Raw genomic sequence first — 15,913 nt, forward strand, 5'->3', positions numbered from 1 at the left:
ATTGATGATTCAAAACTCGATGTTTTCGACACAAAGCATCCAACCGCTCGACATGAAGCAAAGCGCATCAAGCGCAAGCAAGACGCCAGCCCAATCCCTTAGCGATTTCGGATCTTATCTGGAAAATGCGCTGAACCAGGTGGCCGGGCAAGAGAAAGCCGCCGAAGAAATGAGCAATCAGTTCATGCTCGGACAAGTTGATGTGGACCAGGTGATGGTTTCTTCGCAAAAAGCGCTTCTCAGCCTGGAGCTGACGACGCAGATTCGGAACAAAGCGATCGAAGCGTACCAGGAGATCATGCGGACGCAAATTTAAAGGCTGCAGACAAAAGAGTGAACGAAGGATTTTGGCGGATCGCCTGAACCTATTCATTCATAGATTTATGCTAAGTTTTCGGGTGGGGTGGGTGACGTTGTGAACGAAAGAATCGTCCAGTATAAGGACAAGGTCGTTCAGTACTGGAATCAATTCAGCAAAAAACAGAAAATTTTATTCATTTCTACGATCGCTTTTATTATCATCGCCATTGTCGTGCTGACCATGCAGTTTTCCAAAACGGAGTATGAAGTGGCCTTCAAGGACTTGAATGCCAGCGACTCCGCTGGGATTATGAACTACCTCGATACGAACAACATCCCGTATAAATTGAGTCCTAACGGAACATCCATTTCGGTACCGAGTACGGAGGCGGCCCGCATCAAGGTCGATGTCGGCTCACAGGGACTCATTCAGAACGGATCCATCGGTTTCAAAACGTTCGATCAATCATCATCGATCGGCACAACCGACAGCGAGTTTAACGTCAAGTACAACAACGCATTGAACGGAGAAGTTGAGCAGCTGCTCACGAGCATGAACGGCATAAGTAAGGCTAAAGTCCTAGTAAACCTGCCGAAAGAAAGCGTGTTTGCAAGCGAAGAAGACCAGGAGAAAGCAAGCGCATCAGTCGTGCTTACCTTTAAGCCGGGTTATCATCCAAGCCAGCAAACGATCGACGGGTACTTCAACTTGGTCAAGACCGCCGTACCGAATCTGCCGGTAGAGAATATCACCATCACCGAATCAGAGGGCAATACGGAGCTGCTGTCGTCGGCCCAAGGCGGTTCGGGAACGCTGTCCTCGTCCGTCGAAGAAAATTTTGCGCTTCAGAAAAAGTTCGAAAGCGAAGTTCGCCAGAACGTCAAAGAATTTCTGAGCCAGTTCATGGGACCGAATAAAGTCGATGTCCTCGTCGTCTCCAAGCTGAATTTCGATAAAGTTCAGAGCAAGGAAAACATGGTGACACCGGTAGATACGGAGAACATGAAAGGCATTGAAATCAGCGTTCAGGAAATTTCGAAGAATTATACGGGTAAGAGCAATCCGGATAGCGGAGTGGCAGGCACGGGCCAAACCCAGGTGCCGGGGTATCCAAGTAACTCGTCCACAGGTGACGTAACTTCCGAGGATTTGTCCAAGACGATCAATTACGAGGTTAACCATATTACCAAAGACATCGTTGCCAGTCCGTATACCGTAAAAGATTTAACCATAAACGTAGCAGTTGAACCACCAACGGGACAAACCAGTGTAGATCAACAAACCAGAGATGCCATTCAGAATATCTTGGTAAATATCGTAAGGGCATCGCTTGCCGATTCCGGTATTACATATACAGACGCTGATTTGGCTAAAAAAGTTTCGGTCTATTCGCAACCTTTCAGTGGTAATGTTACCCAGCCGAGCGGAATCAAGCTTTCCCAAGGCATGCTGTGGGGAATCGGCCTTGCCGCGCTTGCGCTGCTTGCGGGTGGAGGATACCTGATTTACCGCCGCCGCAAGAACAAAGAGGAAATCGAAGAAGATCTTCCGCTGCCGCCTGCAGCAGAGTTTCCTTCCATTAATCTGGAGAGCGTGACGAACGAAAGTCAGGTGCGCAAACAGCTGGAAACATTGGCGAAGAGAAAGCCGGATGAATTCGTCAACCTGCTGCGCACATGGCTCGCGGATGAATAGGGGGTGGATTTATGGCAAAAGCAAACAGCCAGGCACTGAGCGGGCGCCAAAAAGCGGCCATCCTGCTCATTACGCTGGGACCGGAAGTGTCCGCACAAATTTTCAAGCACTTGCGTGACGATGAGATCGAGCAGCTGACGTTGGAAATCGCCAATGTGCGCAAAGTGGACAGTGTGGAAAAGGACCTCATTATGTCCGAGTTTCATCAAATCTGTCTGGCCCAGGAATATATTTCGCAGGGCGGCATCAACTACGCCAAGGAAATTCTCGAAAAGGCGCTCGGCTCGCAAAAAGCGCTGGAAGTCATCAACCGTCTGACGGCGACGCTGCAGGTACGCCCGTTCGATTTTGCCCGCAAAGCGGATCCGAACCAGATTTTGAACTTTATACAAAACGAAAATGCCCAGACGATCGCTTTGGTGCTGTCCTATCTGCAATTTGAGCAGGCGGCGGCGATTCTGTCCTCCCTGCCGCAGGAAAAGCAGGCGGATGTGGCAAGAAGAATCGCGGTTATGGACAGCACTTCACCTGAAGTTATCGCCCAGGTAGAGCGCGTGCTGGAGCAGAAACTGTCGGCGACCGTGACACAGGATTACACGAATGCCGGCGGCATCGAATCGATCGTCCAGATTTTGAACGGGGTCGACCGGGGAACGGAACGAACGATCCTCGATTCGCTCGAAATTCAGGATCCGGAGCTGGCCGAAGAAATCAAGAAGAGAATGTTCGTGTTCGAGGATATCGTCAACGTCGACAACCGTTCCATTCAGCGGATCATCCGCGACATCGAGAACGCCGACCTTCAGCTTGCCCTCAAGGTGGCGAGCGAAGAGGTGCGGGACGTCATTTTCCGCAACATGTCCAAGCGGATGGCCGAAACCTTCAAGGAAGAGATGGAATATATGGGGCCAGTGCGGCTGCGTGACGTCGAAGAAGCTCAGACCCGCATCGTAGGCACCATCCGCAGACTGGAAGAAGCCGGGGAGATCATCATCGCCCGCGGCGGAGGAGATGACATCATTGTCTAATTTGATTAAATCTTCGCAGTACGTACCGGTGGAAGCCCTCAAACGGCTGGATCTGGCAAGGCACTATGCGCTTCCGGAGCAGGATGAGGTAAACAATGAAGTGAAGATTGAAGAGATCCGGGCCCAGGCGGATGAAGAGAGTAAACGGCTCAGCCAGGAAATGCTGCAGGATGCCAAGGAGTTCGCGGAGCGACACATCCGTGAGGCGTCTGAAGAGGCGCAGCGGATACTGGCCGAGAACGAGGAGAAGATCAATGCGTGGTGGCAGGAACGCAGGGAGCAGGACGAGCACCTGATCGAGGCCGTGAAGTCGGAAGGCTACGCGGAAGGATACCGGGAAGGCGCTGAGAAAGCGGAAGCGGATCTTGCGGCCAAGCTTCAGGAAATGATGGCCGAAGCCCAGTCGGTTTTGCGGCATGCCTATATGATCAAGGAGCAGATCATTCAGGAAGCCGAGCCCTTTCTCGTAGATCTGAGCTGTGCCATCGCCGAGAAGGTGATCGACAAGCAGCTGACCGTGGACCGGGATTATGCGATCGATCTTATCCGGAAGAACTTGTCCCGCAAACGGGAGCAGGGTGTGATTACGCTTTGCGTGGCGCCGGAGCATTTCGCTTTTGTCCAGGCAGCCCGGGAAGAGCTGAGCGTGGCGATCGATTCGCAAGCGGAGCTGCAAATCCTGCCGGATGCTACGGTCCATGATCACGGCTGCGTCATCCGCTCTTCGTTCGGCAGTGTCGACGCACGCGTGGAAACTCAGCTGACCGAAATCAAAAAAGAGCTGATACGTATCGCTCTGGACGAAGGGGAACGGAGAGACCAAAATGAAGGTGCTTGACAGCGGACGGTATATGGAGCATTTGCGGAACATTGATCCAGTCCGGATCAACGGAAAAGTCACCCAGGTCATCGGACTGATGGTCGAGTCGGAAGGCCCGGACGCCAGCGTCGGAGACGTCTGCTACATTTATCCGAGCAAAGGCGCCAAGCCGCTGCAGGCGGAGGTTGTCGGTTTCCGCGACAACAAGGTTCTGCTCATGCCGCTCGGCGAGCTGCAGTCGATCGGACCAGGGTGCGATGTGGTTGGCACGGGCAAGCCGCTAAGCGTTCAGGTAGGCTCCGAGCTGCTTGGCAAAGTGCTGGACGGTTTGGGGCAGCCGCTCGACGGCTCCCTGATTCCGACCCGAATGCCGCACAGCTCGACGTATAACACGCCGCCGAACCCGCTGAACCGGCCCCGGGTGCTGGAGCCGATCAGCATCGGCGTACGGGCGATCGACGGTCTGCTGACCATCGGCAAAGGGCAGCGGGTCGGGATCTTCGCCGGATCCGGCGTCGGGAAAAGTACGCTGATGGGCATGATCGCGCGCAACACCGCAGCGGATGTCAACGTGATCGCGCTCATCGGCGAGCGGGGACGGGAAGTGCTCGATTTTATCGAGCGCGACCTGGGCCCTGAAGGGCTGCAGCGATCGGTGGTCATCGTGGCCACCTCCGACCAGCCTGCGCTGATCCGGATCAAGGGAGCGCTGATCGCGACGACCATCGCCGAGTATTTCCGGGACCGGGGCATGAACGTCATGCTGATGATGGATTCCGTGACGCGGTATGCGATGGCGCAGCGGGAAGTGGGGCTGGCGATCGGCGAACCGCCGGCGATGCGCGGTTATACGCCGTCGGTGTTCGCGAGCCTGCCGAAGCTGCTCGAACGGGCGGGGACAGGGCCGCAAGGTTCCATTACCGCCTTTTACACCGTGCTCGTCGACGGCGACGACATGAATGAGCCGATCGCGGATGCGGTGCGGGGAATCCTGGACGGGCACATCGTACTGAACCGGGGCATCGCGAACAAGGGCCATTTTCCCGCGATCGACGTGCTTGCCAGCATCAGCCGGGTGATGAAGGATATTGCGCCGCGCGAGCAGACGGACGCTGCAGATAATTTGAAGCGGCTGATGGCTGTCTATAAAGAGTCCGAGGATCTGATCAACATCGGCGCTTACCAAAAAGGCTCGAACGAGCAAATCGATGAAGCCATCGATTCCATCCAGGCCATCTGGGATTTTACCAAGCAGCGCGTAGACGAAAAAGTGACGCTGGAGCAGGTTCAAGAACGTTTGATTTCCGAATTTTCAAGGAGATGACCATAAGGGATGAGATTTCAGTACGCGTTCCAAAAAATTGTCGACCTCAAAAGCAACGAACGTACCCAGGCGGAATGGATGCTGTCCAGCGCCATCGGCAAGCTTCAGGCGGAAGAAAAGTCGCTGGGGGAGCTGCTGGATATCCGGGAGAGCATGGTCAAGCAGCTTCAGGAAGCTGCCGGCCAATGCGTTCCTGTCTCCATGATTCAGGAAATTCAGGCGTATGTCGAATATTTGGACCAATGCATACGGATGAAGCATGTGGATGTGAACAGAGCCAATATGAAGGTTCAGATACAGCAGAAGCATTTGTCCACAAAGATGCTGGATGAAAACGTCTGGTTAAAAGCGCGGGACAAAGCAAAGACGGCATTTCAGCAGCAGGCGCTCCTGCATGAGCAGAACGAGCTTGACGAGATGGCGACCGTACGGTTTGCCATGGGCGCTAGGGCGAGATGAGTGAACGTGATATAGAGCTGCTGGCTTGGGGGTGGAACAACTGTGGCAAGAACAGGTTTTGAAGAATTAGAGAAAGAATCAACAGGGGGATTTGAACGGTTTTTGTTTCTTGTTATACCAATCATCTTTACGGTGGTGCTCCTGGGCGTGCTTCTGATGCTGCTGAACACCAACGTTCGGAACGAAGTGCTCGGTGTTGCCAACAAAATTCCGGTTGTGAAAAACTGGGTTCCTGACCCGGTCAAGGATCCGGCAGCGGCCAAGCTGGACAAAACGAAAGCACAGGTGGAGAGCGCGACCGCTACGATCAAGGAGCTGAAAAGCCAGCTGGAAGCCAAGGAAGCGGACCTTCAGAAGGCTAAGGAAGACCAGAAGCAGCAGGACAGTAAAATCAAATCGCTGCAGACGCAGATCGATCAGCTCCAAGAGAGCAGCGCGCAGTCTGCGGATGCACAGGCGGGAAATACCGCCGATGATTACGAGAAGCAGGTCAAAAACCTGGCGAAAATGTACGCCGGCATGAGCCCGAGCAAAGCGGCACCAATTCTGCAGAATATGACCACGGAAGAGGTTGTTCAGCTGCTTAGCGCTATGGATGCGGACAGCCGAATGAACATCCTCGCCAAGATGGATCCGAAGATGGCGGCGGATATCACGCTGAAAATGAAGGATTCCGTATCGTCCAGCGATTTGGCGATCGCGGCGCTTCAGTCCAGAGTGAACAAGGACAGCGCCGCGCAGACGACACCGTCGTCAACCGGGCTCGACAAGGCTCAAATCAGCCAGACGTTCGGGTCGATGAACGCGGACAGCGCGGCCAATCTGCTGCTGGCCATGTACAAGATCAGTCCGGACAAAGTACTGACGATTCTGGGCGCCGTGGCAGATTCGACACGGTCAAGCATATTGGATTCGATGAGCAAAACAGACCAGAAGACGAGCGCTGTCATTCTCAACAAGCTGCTAAGCAGCAAGTAGTGATTCTTTTCAACCAGAGCTTCTTTTCAACAGAGTACTTGAATGTAGTACTGCACGCGAAAGGAGGTGAAAACAAAGATGAGCCTGATATTTCAAAACATTTCCGCAGGTGCGTCAACCGGAGCGAAGACAGCGGGAACAAGCGGCGGTGCGGCAAACGCCTCGGCGGGAACGGCACTGGTACCGGCATTTGGAGTCTCGTTGACTCAGCTGATGACAGGTACAGCAGGCGGTTCGCAGGAAGCTTCGGCCATGAACGGCGCGGCGTCACTTTTGGAAGGACTGCTGAAAAATGCTCAAACGACGGCGGTTCAAGGGAACGGGGACAGTGATGAGCAGAATACCGCAGCCCTGCTGCAAAGCCTTCTTCTGGATGCCGATCAGCTGGATGAAGCGATTGCCGAAGACCCTGAAGTGCTGAGCGCCCTGCAAAGCTGGATTCAGCAGGTAACCACCTTGCTGCTGAACGTTCAAGGAAACGGCGAAGCACAGTCTGAAGACACCCCGGCTAATGAGGGCGATCAAGCCTTGACGGCACTGGCCAGCCACCCGGCGACGGCACGGTTTGCCGCACAGGATGCGTTGGCCCAGCTGATCACGGTGCTGCAGCAGCCAAATACGGGGGCGGACACCACGGCGCAGGCTGCAGAACTGCTGGAAACGTTCCATAACCTGGTTCAGAACGCCACAGCTCCTGGGCAAAGCAAACCGGCGGCTCTGGTCAAGGACTCGGAATCGGTAGCGCAACAGGATACGGCACCAATGTTCCAGCCTAAAGCGGAAGGACAAGCCAGCCGCATCTCCGCGTTGCTGGAAGCGATCCGGCAGCTGCCGGCAGGCGATATTGCATCCGCTGCAAGCGGCAAGGCCGTGCTGAGTACGATCTTGACAAGACAGCAGCCGAATGCCGATGCGCAAACAGCAGCATCCGCTGCAAGCCCTTCTTCCGGAGAAGAGGTGGAAGCGGCGGCGAAGCCGGAGGATCCGCTTACCAGCCAGACAACGGTAACGGCAGGGCATCTCGTGATGAAAGAAGGCATTCAGTCGCCTCATAAAGCAGCGGCGCAAGCGGTGCCCGTTACGCAGTTTGCCAAAGAAATGAGCACATTTGTCGTAAACAAGCTGGAAATCGTGAAGCAAGAAGGCATCTCGGAAGCGAAAATATCGCTGTACCCGGAACACCTGGGCCAGGTCGACATTAAGCTGACGATGCAAAATGGACAGCTCGTTGCCCAATTTACGACCGAGCACGCCGGAGCCAAGGATTTGCTGGAACAGCAGATGAGCCAGCTCCGCAGTACGCTGCAATCGCAGGGTGTGCAGGTTGAGAAACTTGTGGTAACGCAAAACCCTTCGCTGCAGTCCCAAATGTATCACGACGGCCGTCAATCCCAATCGGGTCAGCAGCAGCCGAACCGCCGGCAAAAGGACAAGGACGCTTCCTCCGAAGATGCCTTGACCGTGGCTGAGCTGGGAGACGAGCTGAATGAATGGCTTGCCCGGCAGCAGGCGGACCAAGGAAATACGTTTACAGCCAAAGCGTAAAAACGGAGGTGAACAACCATGTCAGATATCGTATCGACAAGCAACATTTGGCCTAACTACTCGGCTTCCAACGTGCAGAAGGCCAGCACGAAGACGCAGACACTCGGCAAGGACCAGTTTCTGAGCATTCTGGTGACCCAGCTTAAAAACCAGGATCCGATGCAGCCGATGGAGGACAAGGAATTTATCGCCCAGATGGCCCAATTCACCTCGGTCGAGCAGCTGATGAACATATCCAGCCAGCTGAACGCCATGAGTCAGTCCCTTGGCAACGTATCGGGACTGATCGGCAAACAGATCAGCTGGGTCGATAGCGGAAGCAGCTCCGATCAATCAGGCGAAAGTACGTCTGAGATCAAAACGGGCATCGTGGATTCGATTATCGTCAAGGACGGCGTTCAGTACGCTTCCGTCGGGTCAGTAGCGATTCCGATTACGAAGATCGTCGAAATCATGAATGCCAAGCAGGAAGAGGGTACTCCTCCGGCTGATACCGAAACGCCATCAACTGACGGTGCGTCGAATGCGGGCGGCACGGCAGAAGGTTCTGCGGGCAACGCCTCTGAAACCGGAGAGACAGGCGCCGAGGCAGCAAGCGCAGCGGCAGGAGAGGGCACGACAGGCGGGAACGGGGAATCGGCATGAACGAACGGATGACGATCGGACAGCTCTATCCCGGAAGGATATATCCGGCCGCACCCGTCAAGACTTCGAAACCGGCCTCAACGCCGGACGCCTCGTCCCAGACGTCATTTGATGAACTGCTGCAGGGAAGCCTGCTCAAGTTCAGCAATCATGCGGCCAAGCGGCTGGAGCAAAGAGGGATCGAGATCAAAGGGGAACAGCTGGACAAGCTGAACCAAGCCGTTGAAAAGGCTGCCGCCAAAGGCAGCAAGGAATCGTTGATCCTGATGAAGGATATGGCGCTCATCGTCAACGTTCCTAACCGGACGGTCGTGACGGCGATGGACGGCAAATCCATGAAAGACAACGTGTTTACCCAAATTGACAGCGCGGTTGTGCTGTCGTAAGCTGGCTGGCCCGAACCGGAAAGCCAGGGAACTGCTGACCGACTGACGCAGTTCATTTCACAAACCTAGGAGGAAACAGACCCATGTTGAGATCGATGTATTCAGGCGTTTCAGGGATGCGCGGATTCCAAACCAAGCTCGACGTAATCGGCAACAATATCGCCAACGTTAACACGACCGGCTTCAAGGCAGGCCGAGTCATGTTTAAGGATGTTATGAGCCAGACCGTATCTGGCGTGACAGCGCCGGACGGAACAGACCAAGCCGGAGTTAATGCCAAGCAGATTGGTCTCGGCGTGTCCATCGGTTCGATTGATACCGTTCATACGGCTGGAAGTGCGATGACCACCAACGTTCCTACAGATCTGCGGATCGACGGAGACGGATTCTTTCTTATTAAACTGTCAGGCGATCAGGAAACGCCATTTCTGACCCGCGCCGGTGACTTCCATGTGGATGCGCAAAAAAATCTGGTGACTTCAGATGGGATGTTCGTTTGCGATTCCGATGGAACTCCTATTACGCTTCAAGCAGAGACCGTTTCATTCTCGATTTCCCAAGATGGAACCATTATTCAGAAACTGGCTGACGGGACTACCGATAATGGAACGATTATAGGTGTGGGTAAGGTGACGAACCCGGAAGGTCTAGAGAAAATCGGCGGTAACCTGTACCGGATGACTTTGAACGCCAACGATGGTGGAACGCTTACCCCTACAACGGGGAACGACGCAGATGCAGGAACTGGCGCAATCGTAGCCGGGCAGTTGGAAATGTCCAACGTTGACCTGACCGGCGAATTCACCGAAATGATCGTCGCCCAGCGCGGCTTCCAGGCGAATTCCCGGATCATTACGACCTCTGACGAAGTTCTGCAGGAAATTGTCAATCTGAAGCGTTAGTAGAGTGAAGTGACGGGGGAGGCCTGTCCTCCTCCGATTTCCATAGGAGGCCTGCTATGATTTTAGTTACCCGGTTAAACGGCTCACCATTATGGCTGAATGCCCTGCTTATCGAAACAGTGGAAGAAACGCCGGACACGTATATTACCCTGGTTACGGGCAAACGAATGATTGTTTTGGAAAAAGCGGCGGAAGTCATTTCCCTGGTGAAGCAATACAATCAGGAAATCGGCGTTCACAACGCAACTATTAAAGTGCAACAAACGGAGGAATCCCCATGAAAAAGATGCTGCCCTGGCTAATAACGATACTGCTGGCGATTACACTGATCGTGCTTGCCGCATTTTTGCTGATGGATAAATATTTCGGGAGCAGTTCAAACGAAACGAAATCGGCCGCCCAAACGATCGAGGCTCCAAAATTATCGGCAGACGAGCTTGTGGAAATCACTTCGGAGATTACGGATATCAAGACCAATCTCGCGGATCAGGATTATATCGTATTGATGAATTTTGCGTTCCAATTGAACGACAAAAAATCGAAGGAAGAATTCGATAAGATCAAAGAATTCGAGATCAAGCCCATCATTATTAAGACGCTCGCCGATACGAGACCCGAGGAACTGAAGGGCTCCAAAGGAAAAGACCAATTAAGCGCAAAATTGATCAATCTGATCAATAAAACCTTGACACGAGGGAAACTGACGCAAATCTCCATCACGAACTTTGTTTTGACGCCGCTGTAACATAACGACCGGAAACCGTAAGGGGGTGAGATGATTGGTTGATGTATTATCGCAAAATGAGATTGACGCCCTGCTCGCCGCATTGTCGTCCGGTGAAATGGATGCGGAGGAACTTAAAAAAGAAGAGACCCAGAAAAAAATCCGTTCCTATGATTTCAAGCGGGCCGTCCGCTTTTCCAAGGATCATATCCGAAGTCTGACACGGATTCATGAAAATTTCGCGCGTTATCTGACGACCTATTTTTCCGCACAGCTGCGGACGTTTGTTCAAATTAACGTGGTTCAGGTCGAGCAGCTTCCATATGACGAATTTATCCGCTCGATTCCGAAGATGACGATTCTCAATATTTTTGAGGCGGAACCTTTGAAAGGAAGAATGGTGCTGGAAGTACACCCGAACGTGGCCTATGCCATGCTGGACCGGCTGCTGGGCGGAGTCGGAAACGCTCCTTCCAAAATCAATTCGCTCACCGAAATCGAAACGACGATCATGGAGCGAATTTTCAGCCGGGCGTTCGAGAGCTTGGCGGAAGCGTGGAAAACGGTGCTGGATATCTCTCCACGGATGGAGGCGATGGAGACGAATCCGCAGTTTATGCAGATCGTCTCACCGAACGAAACCATCGCCCTGATTTCGCTGAGCACTAAAATCGGCGATACGACGGGCATGATCAACCTCTGTATTCCGCATGTAGTGCTGGAGCCGATTATGTCGAAGCTCTCGGCCCATCAGTGGTTTGTATCGGAGAAGAAGTCCAGCGTACCGGAGGAAGCCGAGTCGCTCAAAAACCGGATCAGCCAAGCCAAGCTGAGCATGATCGCCGAGCTTGGGGAGTCTTATATCTCCGTATCCGAGTTTTTGGGATTGAATGTAGGGGACGTCATCAGTCTGGCCAAGCCGGTACATTCGGGACTGAAAATCAAGGTTGGTGACCGGTTGAAGTTTATAGGAAGCCCGGGTACCGTCAAAGACCGCGTGGCCGTGCAAATCGACGAAATTGTCAGCGAAGGAGCTGAAGAACTTGACGAGTAAAGATTATTTATCCCAGGAAGAGATCGACGCCCTGCTGAAACAGACCGAAGCGGCCGACTTCTCCCGAAATGCGGGTTCGACGGTAGACGATTATTTAACGCCTCTGGAGCAGGATGCACTGGGAGAGATCGGCAACATTACGTTTGGCAGTGCAGCCACTGCACTTTCGACGCTGCTGGGCAAGAAGGTGGACATTACGACGCCGAAGGTGTCCATCATTACCCGCAGCCAGTTTGAGGAAGAGTTCCCCAAGCCCCATGTGGCTGTTCATGTCACGTATGTGGACGGTTTTGAAGGGATCAACTCTTTGGTCATTAAAACGCGTGACGCGCAGGTCATCGCCGACCTGATGCTGGGCGGAGAAGGTGATCCGCAGGATGCGGAGCTGAACGAAATCCATATCAGCGCGGTTCAGGAAGCGATGAACCAAATGATGGGCTCTTCGGCCACTTCGATGTCGACGATATTTAACCGGTTCGTCAATATTTCGCCGCCAGGCATCGACATTTTGGACATGGCCAACGGCGACGGGGTCAACAGCCTGCCTTCCGAGCAAACGCTGATCAAGATCTCTTTCCGGCTCAAAATCGGAGAATTGATCGATTCCACGATCATGCAGCTGCTTCCGGTCCAGTTCGCCAAGGATATGGTCAGCATGCTGATTCATGGTTCGGACGAGGCGGAACAGTCGATGCAGCAGGCGGCGCCAGCGGTTGAAGCGCCTGAGCGGCCGGCATCTCAGCCTGAGGCCTCTTACCCGCCTCCGACAGCCAGTCAGCCGGCTCCGCAGCAGCAGGATTACGGAATGCCGTCCGGCGCGCCGGGCTACGGTGCTCCAGCTGCCGGGATGCCCGCTTCCATGCCGGGGCAAGCGTACGATCCGAACATGCAGAATCCTTATGCGGCCATGCCGCAGCATTACGGGTCTATGCCTAACCGCAACGTCAACGTGCAGCCCGTGCAATTTGCGAATTTACAAGGTGGCTCGTTCGGCCAGGTCGATCAAAATAATTTAAACTTATTGATGGACATTCCTCTTAAAGTCACCGTAGAATTAGGAAGGACCCAGAAGCAAATTAAGGATATCCTGGAAATGTCTCAAGGTTCAATCATCGAACTGGACAAGCTGGCGGGCGAGCCGGTTGACATCCTGATCAACAACAAGCTGATCGCCAAAGGCGAGGTTGTCGTTATCGATGAAAATTTCGGGGTGCGTGTCACGGATATTCTCAGCCAGTGGGACCGAATACAAAAATTACAATAGCAAAATTTAGGGAGGATTTTTAATCAATGGCAAATCGAATTCTTATCGTGGATGACGCTGCATTTATGAGAATGATGATCCGTGATATTTTGACTAAAAACGGTTTTGAGGTAGTCGGAGAGGCCCAGGACGGATCCCAGGCGATCGAGAAGTTTAAAGAGCTTCGTCCGGACCTGATTACGATGGATATTACGATGCCGGAAATGGACGGGATCGCCGCGCTGAAAGAAATCAAAAAGATCGACCCGGCCGCGAAGGTCATCATGTGCTCCGCCATGGGGCAGCAGGCGATGGTCATCGACGCCATCCAAGCAGGCGCGAAGGATTTTATCGTCAAACCGTTCCAGACCGACCGCGTTATTGAAGCCATCAATAAGACGCTGGGAGTTTAGGACTTTAGATGAGTAATCCAGATACGCCGCTTCCCGGCTCCGGTAATTACGCTCTCAGCCTGGTTTATGTCATCATCGTCCTGGCGGTGATTATTGCACTCATTATTCTTCTGATCCGTTTTCTCGGCCGGAAAAATAAAACTTGGTTCAGCAGCCGTTCGATCCGGACGCTGGGGGCTGTCGGGCTGGGGCCGAACAAATCGCTCCAGGTCATTGAAATCGGCAGCAGCGTATATTTGGTCGGCGTAGGCGAAGATATTCGCCTCGTCGATAAAATTACCGACCCTGACGAGGTCGCCGTCATCCTGGCATCGTTTGAACAGGATCCGGCATACTCGCAGAACGGGTTATCGCCATTGGTGGCCAAGCTTGCTGCAAAGCTGCGCAAAACGGGTCCGGTATCCGAGGAGATCAGCCTGGAGGAAACGCCGGAATTTCATGAAGTATTTGACGAGAAGCTGCGCCGGATGTCAAACCGTAAAGAGAAGATGGAAGAGCTCCTGCGGGAAGACAATACTACAGATCGGTTGAGGGAGCCATGAAAAAGAAGGTTTTGTTCGTTTGTATCATCGTTACATTGATCAGCCTGCTCTCGGTGACGGCCGCCTTTGCGGATCCGATACCGAATATCGATATCCAGGTAGGGGACTCCGGAGGGAAGCCAAGCACCAGCTCGCTCTCGATTCTGCTTCTCATCACGGTCATCAGCATCGCGCCGGCGCTGCTTGTGCTGATGACCAGTTTTACGCGGATCGTGGTCGTGCTCGGTTTTGTCAGAACGTCGCTTGGAACTCAGCAGATGCCCCCTAACCAGGTCATCGTAGGGCTGGCTCTTTTTTTGACGCTGTTTGTCATGACGCCAACCTTTTCCTCCATCAATGATGTGGCCCTGCAGCCGTATTTAAAAGGAGAACTGACACAGACGCAGGCTTTGGACAAAGCGGCGGAACCGATGAAAAAGTTCATGTTCTCCAACACAAGGGAGAAGGACCTGCTGCTGTTTATGAAGTATACCAAGATCGAAAAGCCGAATACCTACAAGGACATTCCGCTCACGGTCATGGTGCCGGCGTTCGCGATCAGCGAGCTCAAAACGGCCTTTCAGATGGGATTCATGATCTTTATTCCTTTTCTCATTATAGATATCGTCGTATCCAGTACCTTGATGGCGATGGGCATGATGATGCTCCCGCCGGTCATGATCTCGCTGCCGTTTAAAATTTTGCTGTTTGTGCTGGTGGACGGTTGGTATTTGGTCGTCAAGTCGCTGCTGATGAGCTTTAATACCTGAATGAGTATGAAGAAGGGGCGGGATGTTCAGCCATGAATTCGGAATTTATTATCGGTCTCGCCGGCCAGGCGGTATATACCGTGCTGAAGGTCAGTGCGCCCATGCTGCTGCTGGGACTCATCGTCGGTCTGGTGATCAGCATTTTCCAGGCGACAACCCAAATTCAGGAGCAGACGCTGGCATTTGTGCCAAAGATCGTGGCCGTACTGCTGGCGATTCTTTTCTTTGGGCCATGGATTCTGACGACGCTGGTGGACTTCACTTTTAACATTTTGGACAACTTGTACAAATATATCGGATAGGCGGACTTATTCATGAACATGCTGCTGGAAAGTCTGCCGGTTTTTATGCTTATTTTTTGTCGAATTACAGCCTTTTTTGTTGTCGTTCCGGTGCTTTCTTCTAAAGGAGTCCCGAATATTTTCAAAATAGGCATCGCTTTTTTCGTATCTGCGCTTGTGTACCTAACATATGGCGTGCATCAGAGCGTTCCGGCAGATGTGACGTACGTCCTCCTGATCATCAGGGAAGTGCTGATCGGGCTGCTGCTCGGATTCGTTGCCTATGTGCTGTTTATGGTGATCCAGACGGCCGGCTCCTTCATCGACATCCAGATCGGCTTCGGGATCGCGAACGTGCTGGATCCAATGACGGGCACCTCAGCGCCAATGCTGGGCAACTTCAAGTACATGTTCGCCCTGCTGCTGTTTCTGACGATGAACGGGCATCACTATTTGCTGGACGGCATCATCCGGAGCTATGACTGGGTTCCGCTTTCCAACGAGTTGTTTATCAGAATGGCGGATGGCAGCTTGTCGGAATTTTTGATCAAGACGTTCGGCCAGTCGTTTGTCCTTGCCTTTCAAATGTCGGCTCCGCTCGTCACGGCGCTGTTCCTGACAGACATCGGGCTGGGATTTCTGGCACGCACCGCACCGCAGTTCAACGTATTTGCCGTCGGGATGCCGCTGAAAATTATTGTCGGACTGATGATTCTGTTTTTGCTGGTACCGAGCTTTTCCTATATTTTCGGCGACTTGTTCGGGATCATGTTTGAGTCGATGCAGACGCTTCTGGGGATTATCGGTCACAAGCCTGCGTAATG

The 15,913-nt window shown here is 53.1% G+C and carries 20 protein-coding genes; all 20 read left to right on the forward strand.

Annotation, left to right across the window (positions count from 1 at the left end; all coding sequences use genetic code 11):
• Positions 1-4: 4 nt before the first annotated feature.
• The 20 genes from fliE (at position 5) to fliR (ending at position 15,911) form a co-directional block, all read left to right on the forward strand.
• Positions 5-316: a flagellar hook-basal body complex protein FliE gene (gene fliE, locus MKY74_RS15350; protein WP_076168164.1), complete on the forward strand. Its 312-nt coding sequence runs from the start codon at positions 5-7 to the stop codon at positions 314-316.
• 99 nt (positions 317-415) lie between these two features.
• The gene (gene fliF, locus MKY74_RS15355; RefSeq protein ID WP_076168162.1) at positions 416-1,996 is read left to right on the forward strand and encodes a flagellar basal-body MS-ring/collar protein FliF; all 1,581 of its coding nucleotides are present in this window, start codon (positions 416-418) and stop codon (positions 1,994-1,996) included.
• An 11-nt stretch (positions 1,997-2,007) separates the two neighbouring features.
• Positions 2,008-3,024, forward strand: a complete 1,017-nt coding sequence (fliG, locus tag MKY74_RS15360; protein ID WP_076168160.1) for a flagellar motor switch protein FliG — start codon at positions 2,008-2,010, stop codon at positions 3,022-3,024.
• Complete coding sequence (locus MKY74_RS15365; protein WP_076168158.1) at positions 3,017-3,862, forward strand: FliH/SctL family protein; 846 nt, start codon at positions 3,017-3,019, stop codon at positions 3,860-3,862. Before fliG ends, MKY74_RS15365 begins: the two co-directional genes overlap by 8 nt.
• Positions 3,849-5,168 (forward strand): flagellar protein export ATPase FliI, encoded by a 1,320-nt coding sequence (gene fliI, locus MKY74_RS15370; protein WP_076168156.1) that lies wholly within the window; start codon positions 3,849-3,851, stop codon positions 5,166-5,168. The genes MKY74_RS15365 and fliI overlap by 14 nt, the downstream gene beginning before the upstream one ends.
• A 9-nt stretch (positions 5,169-5,177) precedes the next feature.
• Positions 5,178-5,627 carry a flagellar export protein FliJ gene (fliJ, locus tag MKY74_RS15375; RefSeq protein WP_076168154.1) on the forward strand — a complete coding sequence of 150 codons (450 nt, stop codon included), beginning with the start codon at positions 5,178-5,180 and terminating at the stop codon, positions 5,625-5,627.
• Positions 5,628-5,669: 42 nt separating this feature from the next.
• Positions 5,670-6,605 carry a MotE family protein gene (locus MKY74_RS15380; protein ID WP_076168152.1) on the forward strand — a complete coding sequence of 312 codons (936 nt, stop codon included), beginning with the start codon at positions 5,670-5,672 and terminating at the stop codon, positions 6,603-6,605.
• A 78-nt stretch (positions 6,606-6,683) separates the two neighbouring features.
• On the forward strand, positions 6,684-8,150 hold the full coding sequence (locus MKY74_RS15385) for a flagellar hook-length control protein FliK (protein ID WP_076168150.1): 1,467 nt from the start codon (positions 6,684-6,686) through the stop codon (positions 8,148-8,150).
• Positions 8,151-8,168: 18 nt separating this feature from the next.
• Positions 8,169-8,795 (forward strand): flagellar hook capping FlgD N-terminal domain-containing protein, encoded by a 627-nt coding sequence (locus MKY74_RS15390; protein ID WP_076168148.1) that lies wholly within the window; start codon positions 8,169-8,171, stop codon positions 8,793-8,795.
• Entirely contained in the window at positions 8,792-9,181 is a 390-nt protein-coding gene (locus MKY74_RS15395; RefSeq protein ID WP_076168146.1) for a TIGR02530 family flagellar biosynthesis protein, read from the forward strand. Before MKY74_RS15390 ends, MKY74_RS15395 begins: the two co-directional genes overlap by 4 nt.
• A gap of 83 nt (positions 9,182-9,264) precedes the next feature.
• Positions 9,265-10,083, forward strand: a complete 819-nt coding sequence (gene flgG / locus MKY74_RS15400) for a flagellar basal body rod protein FlgG (protein WP_076168144.1) — start codon at positions 9,265-9,267, stop codon at positions 10,081-10,083.
• 56 nt (positions 10,084-10,139) lie between these two features.
• A complete protein-coding gene (locus MKY74_RS15405) occupies positions 10,140-10,364 on the forward strand; it encodes a flagellar FlbD family protein (protein ID WP_076168142.1) in 225 nt (74 codons plus the stop codon).
• Positions 10,361-10,828, forward strand: a complete 468-nt coding sequence (locus tag MKY74_RS15410) for a flagellar basal body-associated FliL family protein (protein ID WP_076168140.1) — start codon at positions 10,361-10,363, stop codon at positions 10,826-10,828. The genes MKY74_RS15405 and MKY74_RS15410 overlap by 4 nt, the downstream gene beginning before the upstream one ends.
• Positions 10,829-10,862: 34 nt before the next feature.
• Positions 10,863-11,861: a flagellar motor switch protein FliM gene (fliM, locus tag MKY74_RS15415; RefSeq protein ID WP_076168138.1), complete on the forward strand. Its 999-nt coding sequence runs from the start codon at positions 10,863-10,865 to the stop codon at positions 11,859-11,861.
• A complete protein-coding gene (gene fliY, locus MKY74_RS15420) occupies positions 11,851-13,125 on the forward strand; it encodes a flagellar motor switch phosphatase FliY (RefSeq protein WP_076168136.1) in 1,275 nt (424 codons plus the stop codon). The genes fliM and fliY overlap by 11 nt, the downstream gene beginning before the upstream one ends.
• 26 nt (positions 13,126-13,151) lie before the next feature.
• Positions 13,152-13,517 carry a response regulator gene (locus MKY74_RS15425; RefSeq protein ID WP_076168133.1) on the forward strand — a complete coding sequence of 122 codons (366 nt, stop codon included), beginning with the start codon at positions 13,152-13,154 and terminating at the stop codon, positions 13,515-13,517.
• 8 nt (positions 13,518-13,525) lie between these two features.
• The gene (locus tag MKY74_RS15430; RefSeq protein ID WP_076168131.1) at positions 13,526-14,059 is read left to right on the forward strand and encodes a flagellar biosynthetic protein FliO; all 534 of its coding nucleotides are present in this window, start codon (positions 13,526-13,528) and stop codon (positions 14,057-14,059) included.
• Positions 14,056-14,808, forward strand: a complete 753-nt coding sequence (gene fliP / locus MKY74_RS15435; RefSeq protein WP_076168128.1) for a flagellar type III secretion system pore protein FliP — start codon at positions 14,056-14,058, stop codon at positions 14,806-14,808. The genes MKY74_RS15430 and fliP overlap by 4 nt, the downstream gene beginning before the upstream one ends.
• Before the next feature lie 32 nt (positions 14,809-14,840).
• Positions 14,841-15,110, forward strand: coding sequence for a flagellar biosynthesis protein FliQ (gene fliQ, locus MKY74_RS15440; protein ID WP_076168126.1), 270 nt, complete (start codon positions 14,841-14,843; stop codon positions 15,108-15,110).
• Between the two features lie 12 nt (positions 15,111-15,122).
• On the forward strand, positions 15,123-15,911 hold the full coding sequence (gene fliR, locus MKY74_RS15445; protein ID WP_076168123.1) for a flagellar biosynthetic protein FliR: 789 nt from the start codon (positions 15,123-15,125) through the stop codon (positions 15,909-15,911).
• Positions 15,912-15,913 lie beyond the last annotated feature (2 nt).

This window comes from Paenibacillus sp. FSL R5-0378 (assembly GCF_038009285.1).
In the GTDB taxonomy this organism is placed as follows: Bacteria; Bacillota; Bacilli; order Paenibacillales; family Paenibacillaceae; genus Paenibacillus_AQ; species Paenibacillus_AQ favisporus.